General features: G+C 36.9%; 15 protein-coding genes. 11 read left to right on the forward strand and 4 right to left on the reverse strand.

Going from position 1 to position 15,396, the window contains the following annotated elements:
- Positions 1-58 precede the first annotated feature (58 nt).
- The 5 genes from A994_RS06190 to A994_RS06210 all read left to right on the forward strand — a co-directional run bounded on the left by A994_RS06190 (position 59) and on the right by A994_RS06210 (position 5,476).
- Entirely contained in the window at positions 59-913 is an 855-nt protein-coding gene (locus A994_RS06190) for a 4Fe-4S binding protein (protein ID WP_100222266.1), read from the forward strand.
- A 176-nt stretch (positions 914-1,089) separates the two neighbouring features.
- Positions 1,090-2,268, forward strand: coding sequence for an aminotransferase-like domain-containing protein (locus A994_RS06195; RefSeq protein WP_004030511.1), 1,179 nt, complete (start codon positions 1,090-1,092; stop codon positions 2,266-2,268).
- Positions 2,269-2,292: 24 nt separating this feature from the next.
- A complete protein-coding gene (locus A994_RS06200; protein WP_004030512.1) occupies positions 2,293-3,207 on the forward strand; it encodes a DNA-3-methyladenine glycosylase family protein in 915 nt (304 codons plus the stop codon).
- A 126-nt stretch (positions 3,208-3,333) separates the two neighbouring features.
- The gene (locus A994_RS06205) at positions 3,334-4,908 is read left to right on the forward strand and encodes a hypothetical protein (protein ID WP_004030513.1); all 1,575 of its coding nucleotides are present in this window, start codon (positions 3,334-3,336) and stop codon (positions 4,906-4,908) included.
- Positions 4,909-5,161: 253 nt separating this feature from the next.
- Complete coding sequence (locus A994_RS06210; protein ID WP_272942733.1) at positions 5,162-5,476, forward strand: VOC family protein; 315 nt, start codon at positions 5,162-5,164, stop codon at positions 5,474-5,476.
- A gap of 156 nt (positions 5,477-5,632) precedes the next feature.
- On the opposite strand, the gene A994_RS06215 is transcribed toward A994_RS06210, so the two are convergent.
- From A994_RS06215 to A994_RS06225, 3 genes are all read right to left on the reverse strand, one after another.
- Positions 5,633-6,073 (reverse strand): Hsp20/alpha crystallin family protein, encoded by a 441-nt coding sequence (locus A994_RS06215; RefSeq protein WP_004030515.1) that lies wholly within the window; start codon positions 6,071-6,073, stop codon positions 5,633-5,635.
- A gap of 179 nt (positions 6,074-6,252) precedes the next feature.
- Positions 6,253-6,621 carry a DUF5518 domain-containing protein gene (locus A994_RS06220; RefSeq protein ID WP_004030516.1) on the reverse strand — a complete coding sequence of 123 codons (369 nt, stop codon included), beginning with the start codon at positions 6,619-6,621 and terminating at the stop codon, positions 6,253-6,255.
- 58 nt (positions 6,622-6,679) lie between these two features.
- Positions 6,680-8,356 carry an ABC1 kinase family protein gene (locus tag A994_RS06225; protein WP_048204124.1) on the reverse strand — a complete coding sequence of 559 codons (1,677 nt, stop codon included), beginning with the start codon at positions 8,354-8,356 and terminating at the stop codon, positions 6,680-6,682.
- A gap of 122 nt (positions 8,357-8,478) precedes the next feature.
- On the opposite strand from A994_RS06225, the gene A994_RS13465 reads away from it, so the two are divergent.
- Both A994_RS13465 and A994_RS06230 read left to right on the forward strand, forming a co-directional pair.
- Positions 8,479-8,742: a hypothetical protein gene (locus A994_RS13465; RefSeq protein ID WP_202802585.1), complete on the forward strand. Its 264-nt coding sequence runs from the start codon at positions 8,479-8,481 to the stop codon at positions 8,740-8,742.
- Positions 8,739-9,230 (forward strand): carotenoid biosynthesis protein, encoded by a 492-nt coding sequence (locus A994_RS06230; RefSeq protein WP_202802586.1) that lies wholly within the window; start codon positions 8,739-8,741, stop codon positions 9,228-9,230. The genes A994_RS13465 and A994_RS06230 overlap by 4 nt, the downstream gene beginning before the upstream one ends.
- A gap of 46 nt (positions 9,231-9,276) precedes the next feature.
- Here A994_RS06230 and A994_RS06235 read toward each other — a convergent pair whose 3' ends face one another.
- On the reverse strand, positions 9,277-10,194 hold the full coding sequence (locus A994_RS06235; protein WP_004030518.1) for a prenyltransferase: 918 nt from the start codon (positions 10,192-10,194) through the stop codon (positions 9,277-9,279).
- Positions 10,195-10,447: 253 nt separating this feature from the next.
- Between A994_RS06235 and A994_RS06240 the strand changes: the two genes are divergently transcribed.
- The 4 genes from A994_RS06240 (at position 10,448) to A994_RS06255 (ending at position 15,376) form a co-directional block, all read left to right on the forward strand.
- Positions 10,448-11,920, forward strand: coding sequence for a phytoene desaturase family protein (locus tag A994_RS06240; protein WP_004030519.1), 1,473 nt, complete (start codon positions 10,448-10,450; stop codon positions 11,918-11,920).
- 6 nt (positions 11,921-11,926) lie between these two features.
- Positions 11,927-12,778, forward strand: a complete 852-nt coding sequence (locus tag A994_RS06245) for a phytoene/squalene synthase family protein (protein ID WP_004030520.1) — start codon at positions 11,927-11,929, stop codon at positions 12,776-12,778.
- Positions 12,779-12,919: 141 nt separating this feature from the next.
- The gene (locus tag A994_RS06250) at positions 12,920-13,771 is read left to right on the forward strand and encodes a prenyltransferase (protein WP_004030522.1); all 852 of its coding nucleotides are present in this window, start codon (positions 12,920-12,922) and stop codon (positions 13,769-13,771) included.
- A gap of 111 nt (positions 13,772-13,882) precedes the next feature.
- Entirely contained in the window at positions 13,883-15,376 is a 1,494-nt protein-coding gene (locus A994_RS06255) for a phytoene desaturase family protein (RefSeq protein ID WP_004030524.1), read from the forward strand.
- Positions 15,377-15,396: the final 20 nt, after the last annotated feature.

Consider the following 15,396-nt stretch of genomic DNA (forward strand, 5'->3'; position numbering starts at 1 on the left):
GGGGTTTATGCAAAATTTTTATTTCACCAGAACCAACATATTAAATAAAGGAGTCAAGATGAAATCTAAAACTTCCACAGTATTAAAAAAAGAGCTTCTGGATAAGTGTAAGGACCTTGGAATATCGATGGTGGGTTTTGCACCGGTGAAAAGGTGGGAAAATCCTCCAGAAGAACTTCCACAGCATTTTTCCAATTGGATACCCCGAGAATTCTGGCCTCAGTCCATTTACCCTGAGGCCCGGACTGTGGTGGTGATTGGTTTACCAGTGCAGCTTCCCATTGTGGAAACTGCCCCATCTATTTATTATCATGAACTCTATGAAACAGTGAATATTCTGCTGGATGAAAAGGCATATGAAATATCCAATTTCCTTACCCTGAAGGGTTACCCCTCTATTTTCATTCCCAGGGACGGTTATGGTGATATTGAAGTGCTCCTGGAAAAACCATTGGCATTCTTTTCCCATAAACACGCCGCATTCCTGGCAGGTCTTGGATCCTTTGGATTAAATAACGTCCTCCTCACACCAGAATTTGGACCCAGGGTGCGTTTTACCAGTATACTCACCACTCTCAAACTGGAGGGAAGCAAGATTTCTGGTGATGATCTGTGCACCCGCTGTTTGTCCTGTGCCCAGAACTGCCCAGTAAATGCCATAAAATCAGAGTATGAAACTGGAAATGATTTTCCTCCCCTGATAAACAAGATGAGATGTGCCACCCGTAGCAGGAAACTTCGAAAAGAATACCGTTCCCCATGTGGTATCTGCATCAAAGTCTGCCCGGTGGGTGAAGATAGGAAGGTGTTTAATAGAAATGAAACATCCATGTACAACCATAAAGAGGGTTTTGAAGAGTATCATCAAGCCTGGGAGCATGTGCGCCGTTATGGTAGCAAAAAAACATCGTGATGTTATAAAAATGATCGTAATAGTAAAAGATGTTGTTCCAAATGGGCAGTTTAAATGCAAAAAAGTTTGATCAGGAAATTCCACATAAAATGATTAGTCCGGAGAAACATAAAATAAGTTAAAGTTTGATTAAATAAAATATAATTCCATTTAACAATTAATTAAGAGGATTTTTCATGAATTACCATTTTACTCGTCGTATGAATAAAATACCAAGGTCTTTTGTCCGGGAAATTTTGAAGGTTACCGATGATGATGACATGATTTCATTTGCTGGTGGACTTCCCAATCCACAGTCCTTCCCGGTGGAAGCCATTAACAATGCCACATCCAAAGTTCTAAGTGAAGACGGGGATAAAGTTCTCCAGTACAGCACCACCGAAGGTTACCGTAAGTTAAGGGAATTCATAGCCCAGCGGTACCAAAGACAGGGCATGGAAGTTGAAGTTGAGGATATTTTGATAACCAATGGATCACAGCAGTGCCTGGATCTGGTGGGGAATGTTTTCCTGGACCGGGATGATGGTGTGATCATGGAAAGACCCACCTATCTGGCGGCAATACAGGCATTTGGATTGTACGAACCAGAATTTCATTCTGTACCTCTACTGGAAGATGGAGCAGACACCACCATCCTGGAGAAGATCCTGGAAGAGGAGAATATCAAACTATTCTACACTGTGAGCAGTTTCCAGAACCCCACTGGTATAACCTATTCTGAAAGTAAAAGACAAAAAGTTGCAGAAATAATGGCAGAACATGAGACCATCCTGGTTGAAGACAACCCTTACGGTGAGATACGATTCATGGGAGATGATATACCTCCTATTAAGTCCCATTTACCTGATTCAATTCTCTTCGGAACTTTCTCCAAGATCGTCTCCCCTGGGATGAGGATGGGCTGGATTGTGGCTCCCCCTGAAGTTATGGATAAACTGATCACTGCCAAACAGGCCTCTGATCTACACTCCAACTACTTCACCCAGAGAGTGGTTTACCAGTACCTCCAGGATAACAACGTGGACAAGCATATTCAGAGTATAAAACAATTATACAAGTCCCAGAGAGACCAGATGGTCCATTCCATCAGGAAGTACTTCCCAGAAGGAGTTAAACACACTTCGCCCCAAGGTGGGATGTTCCTATGGGTCACTTTACCTGAGGGCACATCTTCAATGGAACTGTTTGAACTGGCAATGGAAGAAAATGTCGCATTTGTACCTGGAGAAACATTCTACACTGAAAATCCTGAAAAGAATACCATGAGACTGAATTTTTCCAATTCAAGTGTAGAGGAAATTGAAGAAGGGATGAAAAGGTTGGGAAATGCCATTAAGCGATTAGATAATAAGTAATGGTTATAATTTAAGGGGTAAATCATGTATCAATCAACTTTCAATATAAAGGCTAAAGCACCCTTTGATTTTGATCTTAGTTGCAGGATATTTGCCAGTGGGGATAAAAATATAAAAAAGTATGCCAATAATCGCTTCTGGCAGGCTTTCACCATCAAAGATAAAACAATACTCCTGTACATTGAATCTGTGGGATCAGTTAATGATCCTGAACTCAAGGTTAGTGTAGAATCCGATACGGAACTCTCCCCAGATATTTTAAATTCAGTTCCACCAGTTGTTTACCAGATTTTTAACCTGGGATTGGATCTTCATCATTTCTATGAGCAGGTAAAATCAGATCCTGTATTATCACCTATCATTGGCAGACTTTACGGTCTTAAAAATCCTTCCACACCCACATTATTCGAGGCACTGGTGGATTCCATCATAGAACAGCAGATATCTCTTAAAGCAGCCCATAGTATAGAAAACCGTTTGATAAAATATGTGGGAAGGTCAGTTCCTCTTTATGGTCAGGATTATTATTCCTACCCTTCACCCGAAGATTTAACAGATTTGGATCTTGAAAAACTTCGCAATTGTGGTTTAAGCCATAAAAAAGCAGAGTATATTCATGACCTGGCCCTTGACATTGTGCAAAAAGATGTCAACCTGCAATCCATTGAAAAGATGAACACCACCACTGAAATGGTAGAAGAGTTGACCCAAATCAGGGGTATTGGTGTTTGGACCGCTGAAATGGCACTACTTAGGGGATTGTGCCGATTGGATGCTATTCCTGCCGATGATATCAGTCTGCAGAGGGTCATTGGAAATGTTTATAGAGCGGACGAAAAATTATCATCAGAAGCAGTCCGGGAAATTGCCAGTTCATGGGGAAAATGGAAGGGCTTGGCGAGTTATTATTTGATTGTTGCAGAGTTAATGAAATTCTGAGTAGCTAAAATATTAAACTTATGAACATTAACAATCTGACTGTATTCAAGAAAATATTTCAACAACCAGCACTTTACAACCACAATTATCCATAAACGTTATATATTATATTAATCTAGTTCATTTATGGATTTAAATTCTAAAAATGTTTGTATTGTTACCCTTTTTGTTTCTGTTGTCTTGTTTATTTTTATGGTAGGTTATGTGTGGCATTTTACTGTTGATGATGCATTTATATCCTTTAGATATAGTGAACATTTGGCTAATGGATTTGGATTAGTATGGGATATTGGTCAACCACCCGTTGAGGGTTATACTAATTTTTTATGGGTTTTAATAATAGCATTTTTATTTCTACTGAAATTAGATCCTGTATTTTTAACAAAAATTATTGGTTTATTATCGGTTTTAGGAATTATTATTCTATTTTGGCTCATTACTAACGATATTTTTAAAGATATTAAAAATAAGTCAATCGCATTTACAGTTAGTACTACTTTTCTTCTTATTAATCCTTACACTGCTATTCATGCTGTTTCTGGATTGGAAACTATGTTATTTGCATTTTTATTATTGGGAGTGATGTATAGCGCATGGAAAATCCTTATATCTCCTAATTCAAAGTTCATTTGGTTCTTTGCATTTACAGCACTTTTATTAAGTTTAACAAGACCAGAAGGAATGCTAGTATCATTAGGGTTGATATTCTCAATTATTATCATTACCTACAAAAAGAACAATAATTCAATAAAACTTACTTCTTATCTACCTGTTTTGATTTTATATTTAATCCCTATTGTTATTTATAATGTTTTTCGTATTTTTTACTTCCATGGATTATTCCCATTGTCTTTTTTAGCTAAAATGGTCCATTCAAACACTTATCCCCTGTATTTCTTAATAGCTTTAATTTATTTAATACCATTTGTAATCATCATATTAATTTCATTGTACTTAATAAATCAAAAGATTGATACCAATAAAAATCAACTGAAAACAAATTTTAAGTATTTTTTACTTATTTTAGGCGTAACTTTATTCTTTGCAATTATAGTATATGTTTACACTCCCAACATTAATTTTGCCCAGAGATTTTTTTATCCTTCATTTGTACTGATTTATGCAGCATTTGGAATTGCAATCAACATATTATTCAATGAAATAGGAAAGAATAAAACAAATATAAAATCAGCAAAAAATACCAGAATTATATTTTCTTCAGTCATAATTTTGACCCTTCTTGTATTCACAAATTTTATTGGAGTAAATGAACTTGTAGACCAGCATAATTATGGTGATAGTTTAAATAATGCACATATTCCTCTAGGAAAAACTCTTAGTTCTTTCTCTGAAGATAATTATACTATTTTTTGCGGTGATGCAGGTTCCATTGCGTATTATTCTGGATGGAATCTTTTAGATGGGTTGAATGATAAATTTATAGCACAAAATGGAGTAACAACCGAATATTTAAAAGAAAAACATCCTGAACTCGTTATTTTTATTTCATATAATCAATCGATTGATTGGACTAATCCCCCTATAGCAGAGGAAAAATATGTCTTAGAAAATAATTATACACAATTAAGTCCGATTAAATTTAATGATAATTATTATTTAATACCTTTTTTAAAACCTAACATCAAAGATTATAATTTAATAAAAATTTCAATTGAAAATGTCGCTAAAGAATCCACATAAACATCAGTGTGAAAGTTTTTAATAGTCTCAAAAAACATGTTTGTCTTGGGAAGTTTTTTGAATTCTATTAATTGGCTATTTTCTGTTGAATAAATCAATTTGAATATATCTTCTAAATCTAGAAGATTGTGAATTGCAAATTTATATTATTATAAAAAATTTTTCTTTGTGTTTTAAACCACTTTTATTCATTTTTCTAGATATAAATCCATATTAAATTGAATTTGGTCAGAAAAAGAATGATTTTAGCGAAATAGCAAAGAAACTAGAAAAAATACAATATAACTTGAAAATGGCAAAAAATGTTAACATTTTATATTTTGAATCTGAAGAGATGGATAGTGTCCAGGAGAAACTAGAATCTCTCAATTGTAGATTTGTTCATAAAACCAGGGTTCAACCGTGGGGGCAGAGGGTTTTACGTTTTTATGACCCTGATGGTTACATCATCGAGGTGGGCGAACCTCTGGAATTCGTGGTGAGGAGATTTGCAGGACAGGGTTTTTCCACAGAAGAGATCGCAGAAAGGTGTTCTGTGCCTTTAGAGTTTGTTAAAAGGACATTGTGAATAACTTGTCAGTTAAAAAGAAGAAGTATTTAAGTAACAGATTAATTTGTAAGTAACAGATGATTTGAATAATTTGATTCTTTTGTAATTTTAGAAAAAATTTTGTAATTTAGAAAAAAGGAAAAAGTTGATTAAAAATCCTTTTTTAAAGGAACATTAGTCAATTTTGATTTCAGTTCCTTCTTCTTTTTCCTGTTTGGGTATTTCTACCTTGAGTATTCCATTTTCGAATTTGGCTTGGGCCTCTTCAACTATGACCTTTTTGGGTAGGCGTACTGTTCTACGTATGTATCCACTCTTACGATCAGAGAGGGTTACATAAGTTCCCCCCATTTTATGTTCAAAATCGAATTTGGCCTTGACTTTCAGCTTGTTTTCAGTGAGTTTAAGGTTGATATTTTCCTTTTCAATACCTGGAAGCACGATGTTAACAATTACACTATCGTCTGTTTCAATAATGTCTTTCCCTGGTAGGAATGTGTAGTCAACAATGGATTTTTCAATATCAAACCGCATTTTATCCACGGTTCTAGAGGTATCTTCCAGCATATCCTTTACTATTTCTTTCATATCCTCAATACTATCCTTTTTATGCATCTTTTTCACCTCATTTTTGAGTCATTATAATTTATGATTTAATAAAAATATATAATTTTCTATGTCATGTAATTATGAACCCGGTATGTTTAGAGGGTTATTAATGATTTAAAGAGAAATAATTGGAAAAAAATAAAATAGATGAAAACAGGGTTATTTCATTTGTCTTAAGGGTAAATTTATACTATTAAAATGCGATCACGAACATATGACCCGAATATGCCACCAATGGACCCGATTATCCCGTTAAGCATTATTCCCACTATTATTCCAGAGTATCCCATTTCCATCATGGATGATCCCAGCTCCCCTGGTGATGAAGCCATTAAAAGCATGGCACTGATGAAGACTATGCCAGTTATTACAGCAACCAGTGCACCATGTATAGCTCCCTGAGCCACGTCATCACCAACACGATAACCCACTATGAATGTGGCTATTAAGAATCCGGCAAACGATCCTGGGCTCCCTAAAAATAAACCCAGTGATATGCTTAAGAATAAAGCTAAAATCAATCCCAATACTATTTCAAATAGATTAAATCTCAATTTAATACAACACCCATATAACACACATTACAATTTCATTGTTCAACACCAACACACATTATAATCTTCTTATGAATGAAACAACCAAAGCTATGGCTAGAGCTGCACCTATAATGAATATAATTATCCCCACTGTTGAGAACCCAATTCCTGGCATTGGCATTCCTTTATCTGTCTGTAAAATGAGGGAAGAACCAATTATAAGTGAAGATACAATCAGGGCCAGGGCAACACGGTTGGTTATCTTCTCCAAGTGAGATGAGAATTCATCCAGTTCTTTGTGTTCAATTTCCATCTTGATCTTCCCATCCTCAAACCGGAGAAAAATCCGATTTATGGTCTCAGGAAGGTCTTTGAGTAAATGTTCCAGTTCAAAGAGGTACCGGGTCTGATAATCTGCCAGACGAAGGGGGTTTAAGCGACGGGCGATCATCTTCCTTATCAATGGTTGGGCCACTTCAATACCATTGAATTCAGGGTTCAATTGGCGCCCCAGGTCTTCTGCCATGCTCAACACCCTTCCCAGTAAAATAAAATCACGAGGGAGTTTGATCTTGTTTTTAACCATCACCCCCGGCATACTGAACTCATTAATCATACCCCCAATATCCTGAATCTGTGCCCCATAAAAACGATCTAAAAGATCCATAAGATCATATTTAAGTGTTTCCAGGTTAGTTTCATCATCAATCAGACGCATATACATCATTTGATTTATTAGTCCCTTAACATCGTATTTAACTGTGAATATGAACAATTCGGCAAGGTTTTCTCGAAAATCTCTCTCCAGATTTCCAGTCATTCCAAAATCAACAAAACACAAACGGTTACCAGGTAAAACCATAAGATTCCCAGGGTGTGGGTCCGCATGGAAAAATCCATAATCAAATATCTGTTTAAAGTAGCATTCAGTACCTAATTCTGCTATGACCTTTCCATCAACTTCCATATCTGATTCCAGGGCTTCACTGATCTTAACCCCTTCAATGTATTCCATGGTGAGAACCTTGCTGGTGGATTGCTGCGGGTAAACTTCAGGGGCCTGGATACGTGAATCATCTTCAAACATTGCACGGAATCGTTCAATGTTACGGGCTTCATGGGAAAAATCAAGTTCCTTGAAGATAACCCTTTCAAATTCATCCACAATTCCCGGGAGGTTGTAATATTTAAGGGATCCTACGCGTTTATCTGCCTGTTTGGCCAGGTAACGCATGATTACAATATCCTGTTCTATGCGTTTTGTGATGTCTTTTTTTTTAACTTTGACCGCTACTTCAGTACCATCAGGAAGTTTAGCACGGTGGACTTGGGCAATAGAAGCAGAAGCTAATGGTTCTTCATTAAAATCAGAAAATAGTTCTTCAAGTGGGAGGTCCAGATCATCTTCAATCACATCTTTTATGGATTCAAAGGTTACTGGAGGGAGGCTATCCTGGAGTTTGGTGAGTTCATCAGCAATGTCTTTACCCACCAGATCCGGCCGGGTGCTTAGAACCTGCCCCAGTTTGATGAAGGTGGTTCCCAGTTCCTGTAGGACCATTCGAAACCTTTCAGGAGCTGTGCTATCCAGTTCATCATCATCTTCTCGGGAAAGTATGGAAGGTACTCGGAATCCACTGCGGATACCTAACTTTATCAGTGTGTTACCAAAACGATATTTGACCATTACTCCCAATATTTCCCTTAAACGTTTGATGTCAGGGTTCTTATTTTCGCCTAAGCGATTATTCATAAGATTAATTTGAGCCTTTTTATCATATATTTTTTTCTTCAATTATGAAAATCAGAAAGTTTTATTTCTCCTTAATGTAAATATTAATTGGGGGATTAATCATTAAAGATTACTCTAAATACATGTGGATAACAGCAGTTGCTTTGGTGATTGTTGCTTTTTTTGTGGCCAATATTAACATTAGTTCGGAAATGGCCAGTATTTCTGCTTTATTCATAATTATCTTAGCCATTCCCTCCTTTATAGCTATGATAATATGGTTGGGTTGGAAGAAGGGATTAATCAGCATCATCATTCTCAGTATTTACACCTTAAGCATTGAAACCTTCGCCATCATAACTGGTTTTCCTACTCATCATTCCATTACACTGAACTTATTGGAATGAAATTATTTGGTTTAACACCATTCACTCTCCCCTTTGCTTATGTGCCACTGTTTATGGGATGTATTTATCTGGCAAACCAGTACTGGCAAAAAGATTTACCCTACTGGCGAAACATACTAAAACTAGTTATAATTATTGCTTTACTGGTTTTAACTGCTGATTTAATATTAGACCCTGCTGCAGTGTCCCTTAACTTCTGGGTTTATGAATACATGGGTATTTTTTATGGTGTGCCCCTCCAGAACTTCTTAGGATGGATCCTCACCGGGATAATTGCAGCGTTAATTGGTTTATTACTCTTCAAAAAAGAGTTGATAAGTCTAAAAATCCCTGCATTATCATCCAGCCTCTTCCTGATAATCAGTTTCTGGACTGCAGTATGCCTTTATCGTCAGTTATGGTTACCGGGCATAATTGGAGTATTATTCGTTATTTTCATCTTGAACAAAACCAAAGGAAAAGTGGGAGACTTCGAGTTAATCAAATAAAAAAAACATTAAAGAATATTCCATTAGAACTTTTGATAAGGATAATTCAAATGTTAAAAATTATGGTCAAAAAATATAAATCAATTAGAATGATGAAAATAACCAGTGATGGAACTGTGTAATTCACCAGTTTAGTTGCTTTATCCATGAAGGACGTTCGCTTTGTAAAAGCATAAACCCCTGTAAACAAGGGAAGAAATGATAATAACATTAATATTTGAAAGTTGATGTTGTTATATAATCCAGTGAATGATAATAATAAGAAAGAAGTAGTTCCAACTATCCCGGCCAAGAATATTATTGCAAAACCCATTTTTCTCCCATATTTTACTATGAAAGTGTTTTTACCTCCTTTTTTATCTCCCTCCAAATCTGGTATTTCCACACTCAGGATAAAAAAGCCCATATAAATCATGAATGGAACTGAGAATAAGAGAATTTTCAAATCCAAAAATCCGGTGATGGCCACATATCCCAATGAAGGAATAATAAGTCCACTTAAAGCGGTTGATATTTCTCCTAAACCCCTGTAAGCGAACTTAAGTGGTGGTGCAGAATAGTACCAGGCCATGAAGTTCCCTAAAAGTGCTATCAACAGGAAAGCTAGGGAAGAATAGATATAGGTGAAAATAAGAGCTATTGATATGGAGATGAGTATCAGAAGAATAGCAAATCTTCTGGCAAAGGGTTTAAGCTCTGGATTTTCAACCAGGACCCCACTTCCACCAGTGAATCGGGTGGGCAGGTTGTAGTGGTCCACCATGAAATCCCAGTAATCATTGCTGTATGAAACTGAAAGGTGGGCAGGGAGTAAAACAGCGTATCCCAGGATGAAACGATCCCATGAGAATTGATTGTTTAAAATAACTGCCAATAATGTACCGGTAGTAAAACACAGAAATCCAAAAAAGAGGAACTGAAAACGACCCAATTTAATAATTAATTTTATCCTATTTAAATCCATGGCCCATTCCACCCCCAAATTTATACTTATTATGTTTTAAAGATTTAAAAGGGTTAACATCATTTCCAGTAACATTTAAGGAATTATTTATTATTTTTTTTCATATTTTTGAGTATTTGACAAAAACTGGAATATTCCTGGTTTAGTAATATTATTATTTATAGAATAACTGAACATAATTATATTAAATGTAAACTATTCTAAATTTCTAGCATCGAAAAAAAATACAATAAAAATATCTGGTGAAGATATCATGAAAGTATTGATTGTAGGAGCTGGATTTGGGGGGCTATCAGCAGCCGCTTTACTGGCAAAAGATGGATATCAGGTAACTGTCATTGAGAAAAATGAAGGACCTGGTGGAAGAGCTAGTGTTTATAGTGACCATGGCTTTTATTTTGATATGGGACCATCATGGTATTTGATGCCTGATGTCTTTGAACATTTTTATGCAAACTTTGACCTGAAACCAGAGGACTTATTCCAGCTGGAGAAGTTAGACCCATCTTACCGTGTTTTTTTTGATGATACTAACATTGTAGATATTTCCTCTGACCTGGAGAAAAATTACCAGTTATTTGACAGTCTGGAAGAAGGGGGTGCTGAAAAACTCAAGGAATACCTTGCATCAGCCGAAGAACTTTACGATCATTCAGTTAAAGAAATGCTGTATCGAGATTATACCTCAGTTCTGGATTTTTTAAACGGTAAACTATTACTAAGCGGCATCAGGATGAACATTCTGGAAAACTTAGAACATTACGTTAACCGCAAGTTCTCCAGTGATGAAGCCCGTAAAATCGTCCAGTACTCCATTGGATTTTTAGGAAGTTCACCTAAGAAAACTCCATCACTTTACCATATCATGTCTCACATCGATTTAACCCTGGGGGTTTGGTATCCTCAGGGAGGTATCAGAGAGGTGGCCCGTACTATGATGGAACTGGCCCAGACATATGGTGCTCTATTCAAGTTCAATGAACCAGTTGAACTTTTAGAAGTTCACGAAAAACATGTTAAAAGGGTCATAACCAGTAAAGAGGTTTACGAACCAGACATAGTTATTGTTAATGCTGATTATGCTCATTCAGAACTGGATCTTCTTACTGAAGAAAACCAGACTTATGATGAGGATTACTGGGAGAAACGAGTTCTGGCACCTTCAGCACTGGTGGCATATGTGGGTATTGACCGGGAGATGGAAAACCTGGTACACCACAACCTTTTCCTGGACAAAGACTGGGCAGAAGGTTTTGACACCCTGTTTGACCCTAAACAGGCAAAGTGGCCCGAAAATCCTTCATATTATGTTAACATACCATCCAAAACTGATAAAACCGCTGCACCCCCAGGTTCAGATACCCTATTCATTCTGGTCCCCCTGGCCCCTGGAATTGAAGACACCACTAAAAAAAGGGAACAACTATACAACAAGATCATGGATGATTTAGAGACTAAAACTGGGGAAAATATAAGGGACCACATTGTGGTTAAACGAATATTCGCATTGGAAGACTTCAAAGAAAGGTACAATGCCTACAAGGGAACTGCACTTGGATTATCCCACACTCTCATGCAAACCGCACTCTTCCGACCTGCACATAAAAGTAAGAAGGTGGAGAATCTTTACTACTCAGGGCAATTCACCCATCCTGGAATCGGAGTCCCCATGACTTTGATATCCTCTGAAATCGTTGCCCAGGAAATAAACCAAAGATACGGTTGAAAATACATGACAAGCCAAACTAATAGGATTAATAAGACTATCTACTCCATATTCAAAAAAGGTAGTAAAACCTATTACTATAGTACTATTTTTTTCCCTAAAAAGGTGAAACGTGACGTTTTCATCCTTTACAGCTTCTTAAGAAAGGCCGATGACTATGTGGACCAGGTTCCCCAGGATAGTGAGGGTTTCTACCAGTTCCGTGAACTTTATTACCAGGCCAAAGAGGGTATAAAGACTGGAAACATAATTACAGATTCATTTGCGGACCTTGCCCGGCGTAAAAACTTTGAAGATAAATGGATTGACGCATTCCTTGCATCCATGGCCATGGACATCACCAGATCAACTTACCCAGATATGAATGAACTTTTAACCTATTTATATGGTTCATCAGAAGTTGTGGGACTTTTCATGGCCAGGATAATGGATTTACCTGAAGAATCTTTCCCTGCTGCCCGTCACCTGGGCCGTGCCATGCAGTACATTAACTTCATAAGGGATATTGCTGAAGACATAAAACTGGGAAGAACATATTTCCCCCAGAATGACCTGGAAGAGTTCAATCTTACCAGTTTGGATGAAAAACAGACCAAAAGTAACCCTGAGGAATTTAGAGGATTTATGCATAAACAGTTAGAAATCTATAAATCATGGCAGAAAACAGCAGAGAGTGGTTTCCATTACATTCCATATCGTTACCTGATCCCCATTAAAACTGCTTCAGATATGTACAAATGGACCGCCAGGCAGATAGAGATAGATCCCTTTGTGGTTTACCAGAGAAAGGTCAAACCATCTGCACCTAAAATTGTATCCAATATTTTCACAAACTCCATAAAACTCAGTTTAAATTAAAGTGAGTTAATGGGATATCTGGATTTAATTAAAAATCATGAATTCCAATGATCTGGGAAATAAATCCTAATCATCTGAAAAATCCTAATCATAAAAAATCCTAATCATCTGGAAAATAAATACAATGGACCTAGATGCCTTATGAACATCTTAACATTTATTTTTAAAATATCTAGGTTCCGTTTCTGGATCTATACTGGTGGAACATATGTTGTAGGTTACGCCCTGGGTTTTAGTGTTTTTGGAGATTTTCTTCGACCAGAATATTATCTCTATCTTTTTTATTTCTTTTTCCCAGCTAACATTTTTATTTATGGAGTTAACGATTACTGGGATGAAGATACTGATAAGTTAAACCCTAAAAAAGATGAAAAAGAACATAGAGTATCGGTTATAGAACGTAAAAAGCTTTTAAATGTTATTATATTGGTAACTGGTTTCAGTTTAATTCTAATGATTTTCCAGGATAATGTAGAGAGAATCATATTCACTGGTTTCCTGTTCTTATCCTACTTTTACAGTGCAAAACCACTTCGTTTTAAAGATAAACCATTTTTAGATTTTGTTTCCAATTATCTTTACATCATGCCGGGAATATTCGCATATTACTTGGCATCAAACACTATTCCCCCCCTAATTTATATGTTCGGGGCTTTTCTCCATATATCAGCCATGCACATATTTTCAGCTATCCCTGACATAAAATACGATCGGAAAGCAGGAATAAACACCACCCCTGTGTTCATAGGGGCTAATTCTGCCCTTTGGTTGTGTCTGGTTTTCTGGATGGGTTTATCATTAATAGTTATTTACCTAACAGATTTTTTCCCTCTCAGCTTTTTAGTATTTCTTTATCCATTATTTCCACTGTTACTCCTGATTAAAAAGGATTGGAGTATTGATGATCTTTACTGGTACCTCCCCTACGTTAACACTGCACTGGGAGGTTTATTATTCACGTCACTGGTGGTTTACAAGCTCGTATTCATTTAAATAACCTTACAAAATGTTGATTTCTGAAAAAAAGTTGTATTTAAGCATGCAAATGAATGAAAATGAATCGTGCAAACAATAGGAATTAAAATTCCGCAAAGGGGGTTTTATATGAAGAATGTAATAATTGTTGGTGCTGGCTTCGGAGGCATTTCATCCGCAGCTCTGCTAGCCAAGAATGGGTTTCAGGTTACAGTTCTGGAGAAAAATGAATCACCAGGTGGAAGGTCCAGTGTTTACTCTGAAAAAGGTTTTTTCTTTGACATGGGGCCCTCCTGGTATCTCATGCCTGATGTCTATGAAAATTTTTACAGTGAGTTTGATCAAAAAGCCGAGGATTTCTTCTTACTGAAAAAACTGGATCCATCATATCGTATATTCAGCTACGATGAGGCGGTTTATGATCTATCTGCAAACCCGGAAAAAAATTATCAACTCTTTGAAAGCTTCGAACCCGGTGGTGGGGAGAAATTAAAGGAATATCTGAAGTCTTCCCGTGAATTGTACGAGTTTTCCATTAAGGAAATGCTCTATAAGGATTACAATTCAATTTTGGATCTTCTGAGTGGTAAACTGCTCCTGAAATCATTAAAGCTTCATTTATGGGAGAATCTGGAGGATTATATTAACCAACAATTTGAGAGTGATCAGGCCCGGAAGATCTTAAAGTACGCCATTGGATTCCTAGGAGGTGCTCCCCAGAACACCCCCTCATTTTATCACTTGGTAAGCCATGCGGATCTGACCATGGGTGTCTGGTATCCTCAGGGAGGTATGAGGAAAGTAGTAAAAACATTATATGAACTTGCCCAATCCTACGGTGCCGTTTTTAGATTTGATGAACCAGTGGAGAAACTTGAAATACAAGATAAACTGGTGAAAAAAGTGGTGACCAGTGAAGGTTCGTATGCACCGGATTTAGTTATAGTCACCGCTGATTATCCTCATTCTGAGCTGGATCTTCTCACCCCGGACCATCAGACTTACAGTCAAAAGTACTGGGAAAAGAGGACTATTTCTCCATCGGCAATGGTGGTTTATCTGGGTGTGGATATAAAGGTGGGTAAATTAATCCATCACAACTTGTTTTTGAACAAGGACTGGGAAACAGGTTTTGACTATATTTTTGACCCTGAAAAAGCAGAATGGCCAGAAGACCCCTCGTATTATGTTAACGTGCCATCCAAGACTGATGAAAGTGCAGCTCCCCCGGGTTCGGATACCCTCTACTTGTTAATACCACTGGCCCCTGGAATGGTGGATACCCCTGAATTGAGGGAAACCCTATATAACCATATCCTGGATGACCTGGAAAGTAAGATCAAACTTAATATCCGGGACCATGTTCAGGTTAAGAAATTATTCGCAATCAATGATTTTAAAGAAAGGTACAATGCATATAAAGGAACTGCATTTGGTTTAACCCATACTTTAAGACAAACTGCCCTTTGGAGACCAGCCCACTTGAGTAAAAAGGCTGAAAATCTTTACTATTCGGGACAGTATACCCATCCAGGTATAGGTGTTCCTATGGTTATGGTATCATCTCAGATAATAGTTCAGGACATCATGAAAAGAAGGGATTTAATGAAAGATAGGAATTAAAAAAAGATAAGGAGTTGATA

The sequence above is a fragment of the Methanobacterium formicicum DSM 3637 genome, from assembly GCF_000302455.1.
Lineage (GTDB): Archaea > Methanobacteriota > Methanobacteria > Methanobacteriales > Methanobacteriaceae > Methanobacterium > Methanobacterium formicicum_A.

Excerpts from the sequence above, each read along its gene's own strand:
- A994_RS06190 (WP_100222266.1), top strand. The coding sequence starts at position 59 with ATGAAATCTAAAACTTCCACAGTATTAAAAAAAGAGCTTCTGGATAAG.
- A994_RS06195 (WP_004030511.1), top strand. The coding sequence starts at position 1,090 with ATGAATTACCATTTTACTCGTCGTATGAATAAAATACCAAGGTCTTTT.
- A994_RS06200 (WP_004030512.1), top strand. The coding sequence starts at position 2,293 with ATGTATCAATCAACTTTCAATATAAAGGCTAAAGCACCCTTTGATTTT.
- A994_RS06205 (WP_004030513.1), top strand. The coding sequence starts at position 3,334 with ATGGATTTAAATTCTAAAAATGTTTGTATTGTTACCCTTTTTGTTTCT.
- A994_RS06215 (WP_004030515.1), bottom strand. The coding sequence starts at position 6,073 with ATGCATAAAAAGGATAGTATTGAGGATATGAAAGAAATAGTAAAGGAT.
- A994_RS06225 (WP_048204124.1), bottom strand. The coding sequence starts at position 8,356 with ATGAATAATCGCTTAGGCGAAAATAAGAACCCTGACATCAAACGTTTA.
- A994_RS13465 (WP_202802585.1), top strand. The coding sequence starts at position 8,479 with ATGTGGATAACAGCAGTTGCTTTGGTGATTGTTGCTTTTTTTGTGGCC.
- A994_RS06230 (WP_202802586.1), top strand. The coding sequence starts at position 8,739 with ATGAAATTATTTGGTTTAACACCATTCACTCTCCCCTTTGCTTATGTG.
- A994_RS06235 (WP_004030518.1), bottom strand. The coding sequence starts at position 10,194 with ATGGATTTAAATAGGATAAAATTAATTATTAAATTGGGTCGTTTTCAG.
- A994_RS06240 (WP_004030519.1), top strand. The coding sequence starts at position 10,448 with ATGAAAGTATTGATTGTAGGAGCTGGATTTGGGGGGCTATCAGCAGCC.
- A994_RS06245 (WP_004030520.1), top strand. The coding sequence starts at position 11,927 with ATGACAAGCCAAACTAATAGGATTAATAAGACTATCTACTCCATATTC.
- A994_RS06250 (WP_004030522.1), top strand. The coding sequence starts at position 12,920 with ATGAACATCTTAACATTTATTTTTAAAATATCTAGGTTCCGTTTCTGG.
- A994_RS06255 (WP_004030524.1), top strand. The coding sequence starts at position 13,883 with ATGAAGAATGTAATAATTGTTGGTGCTGGCTTCGGAGGCATTTCATCC.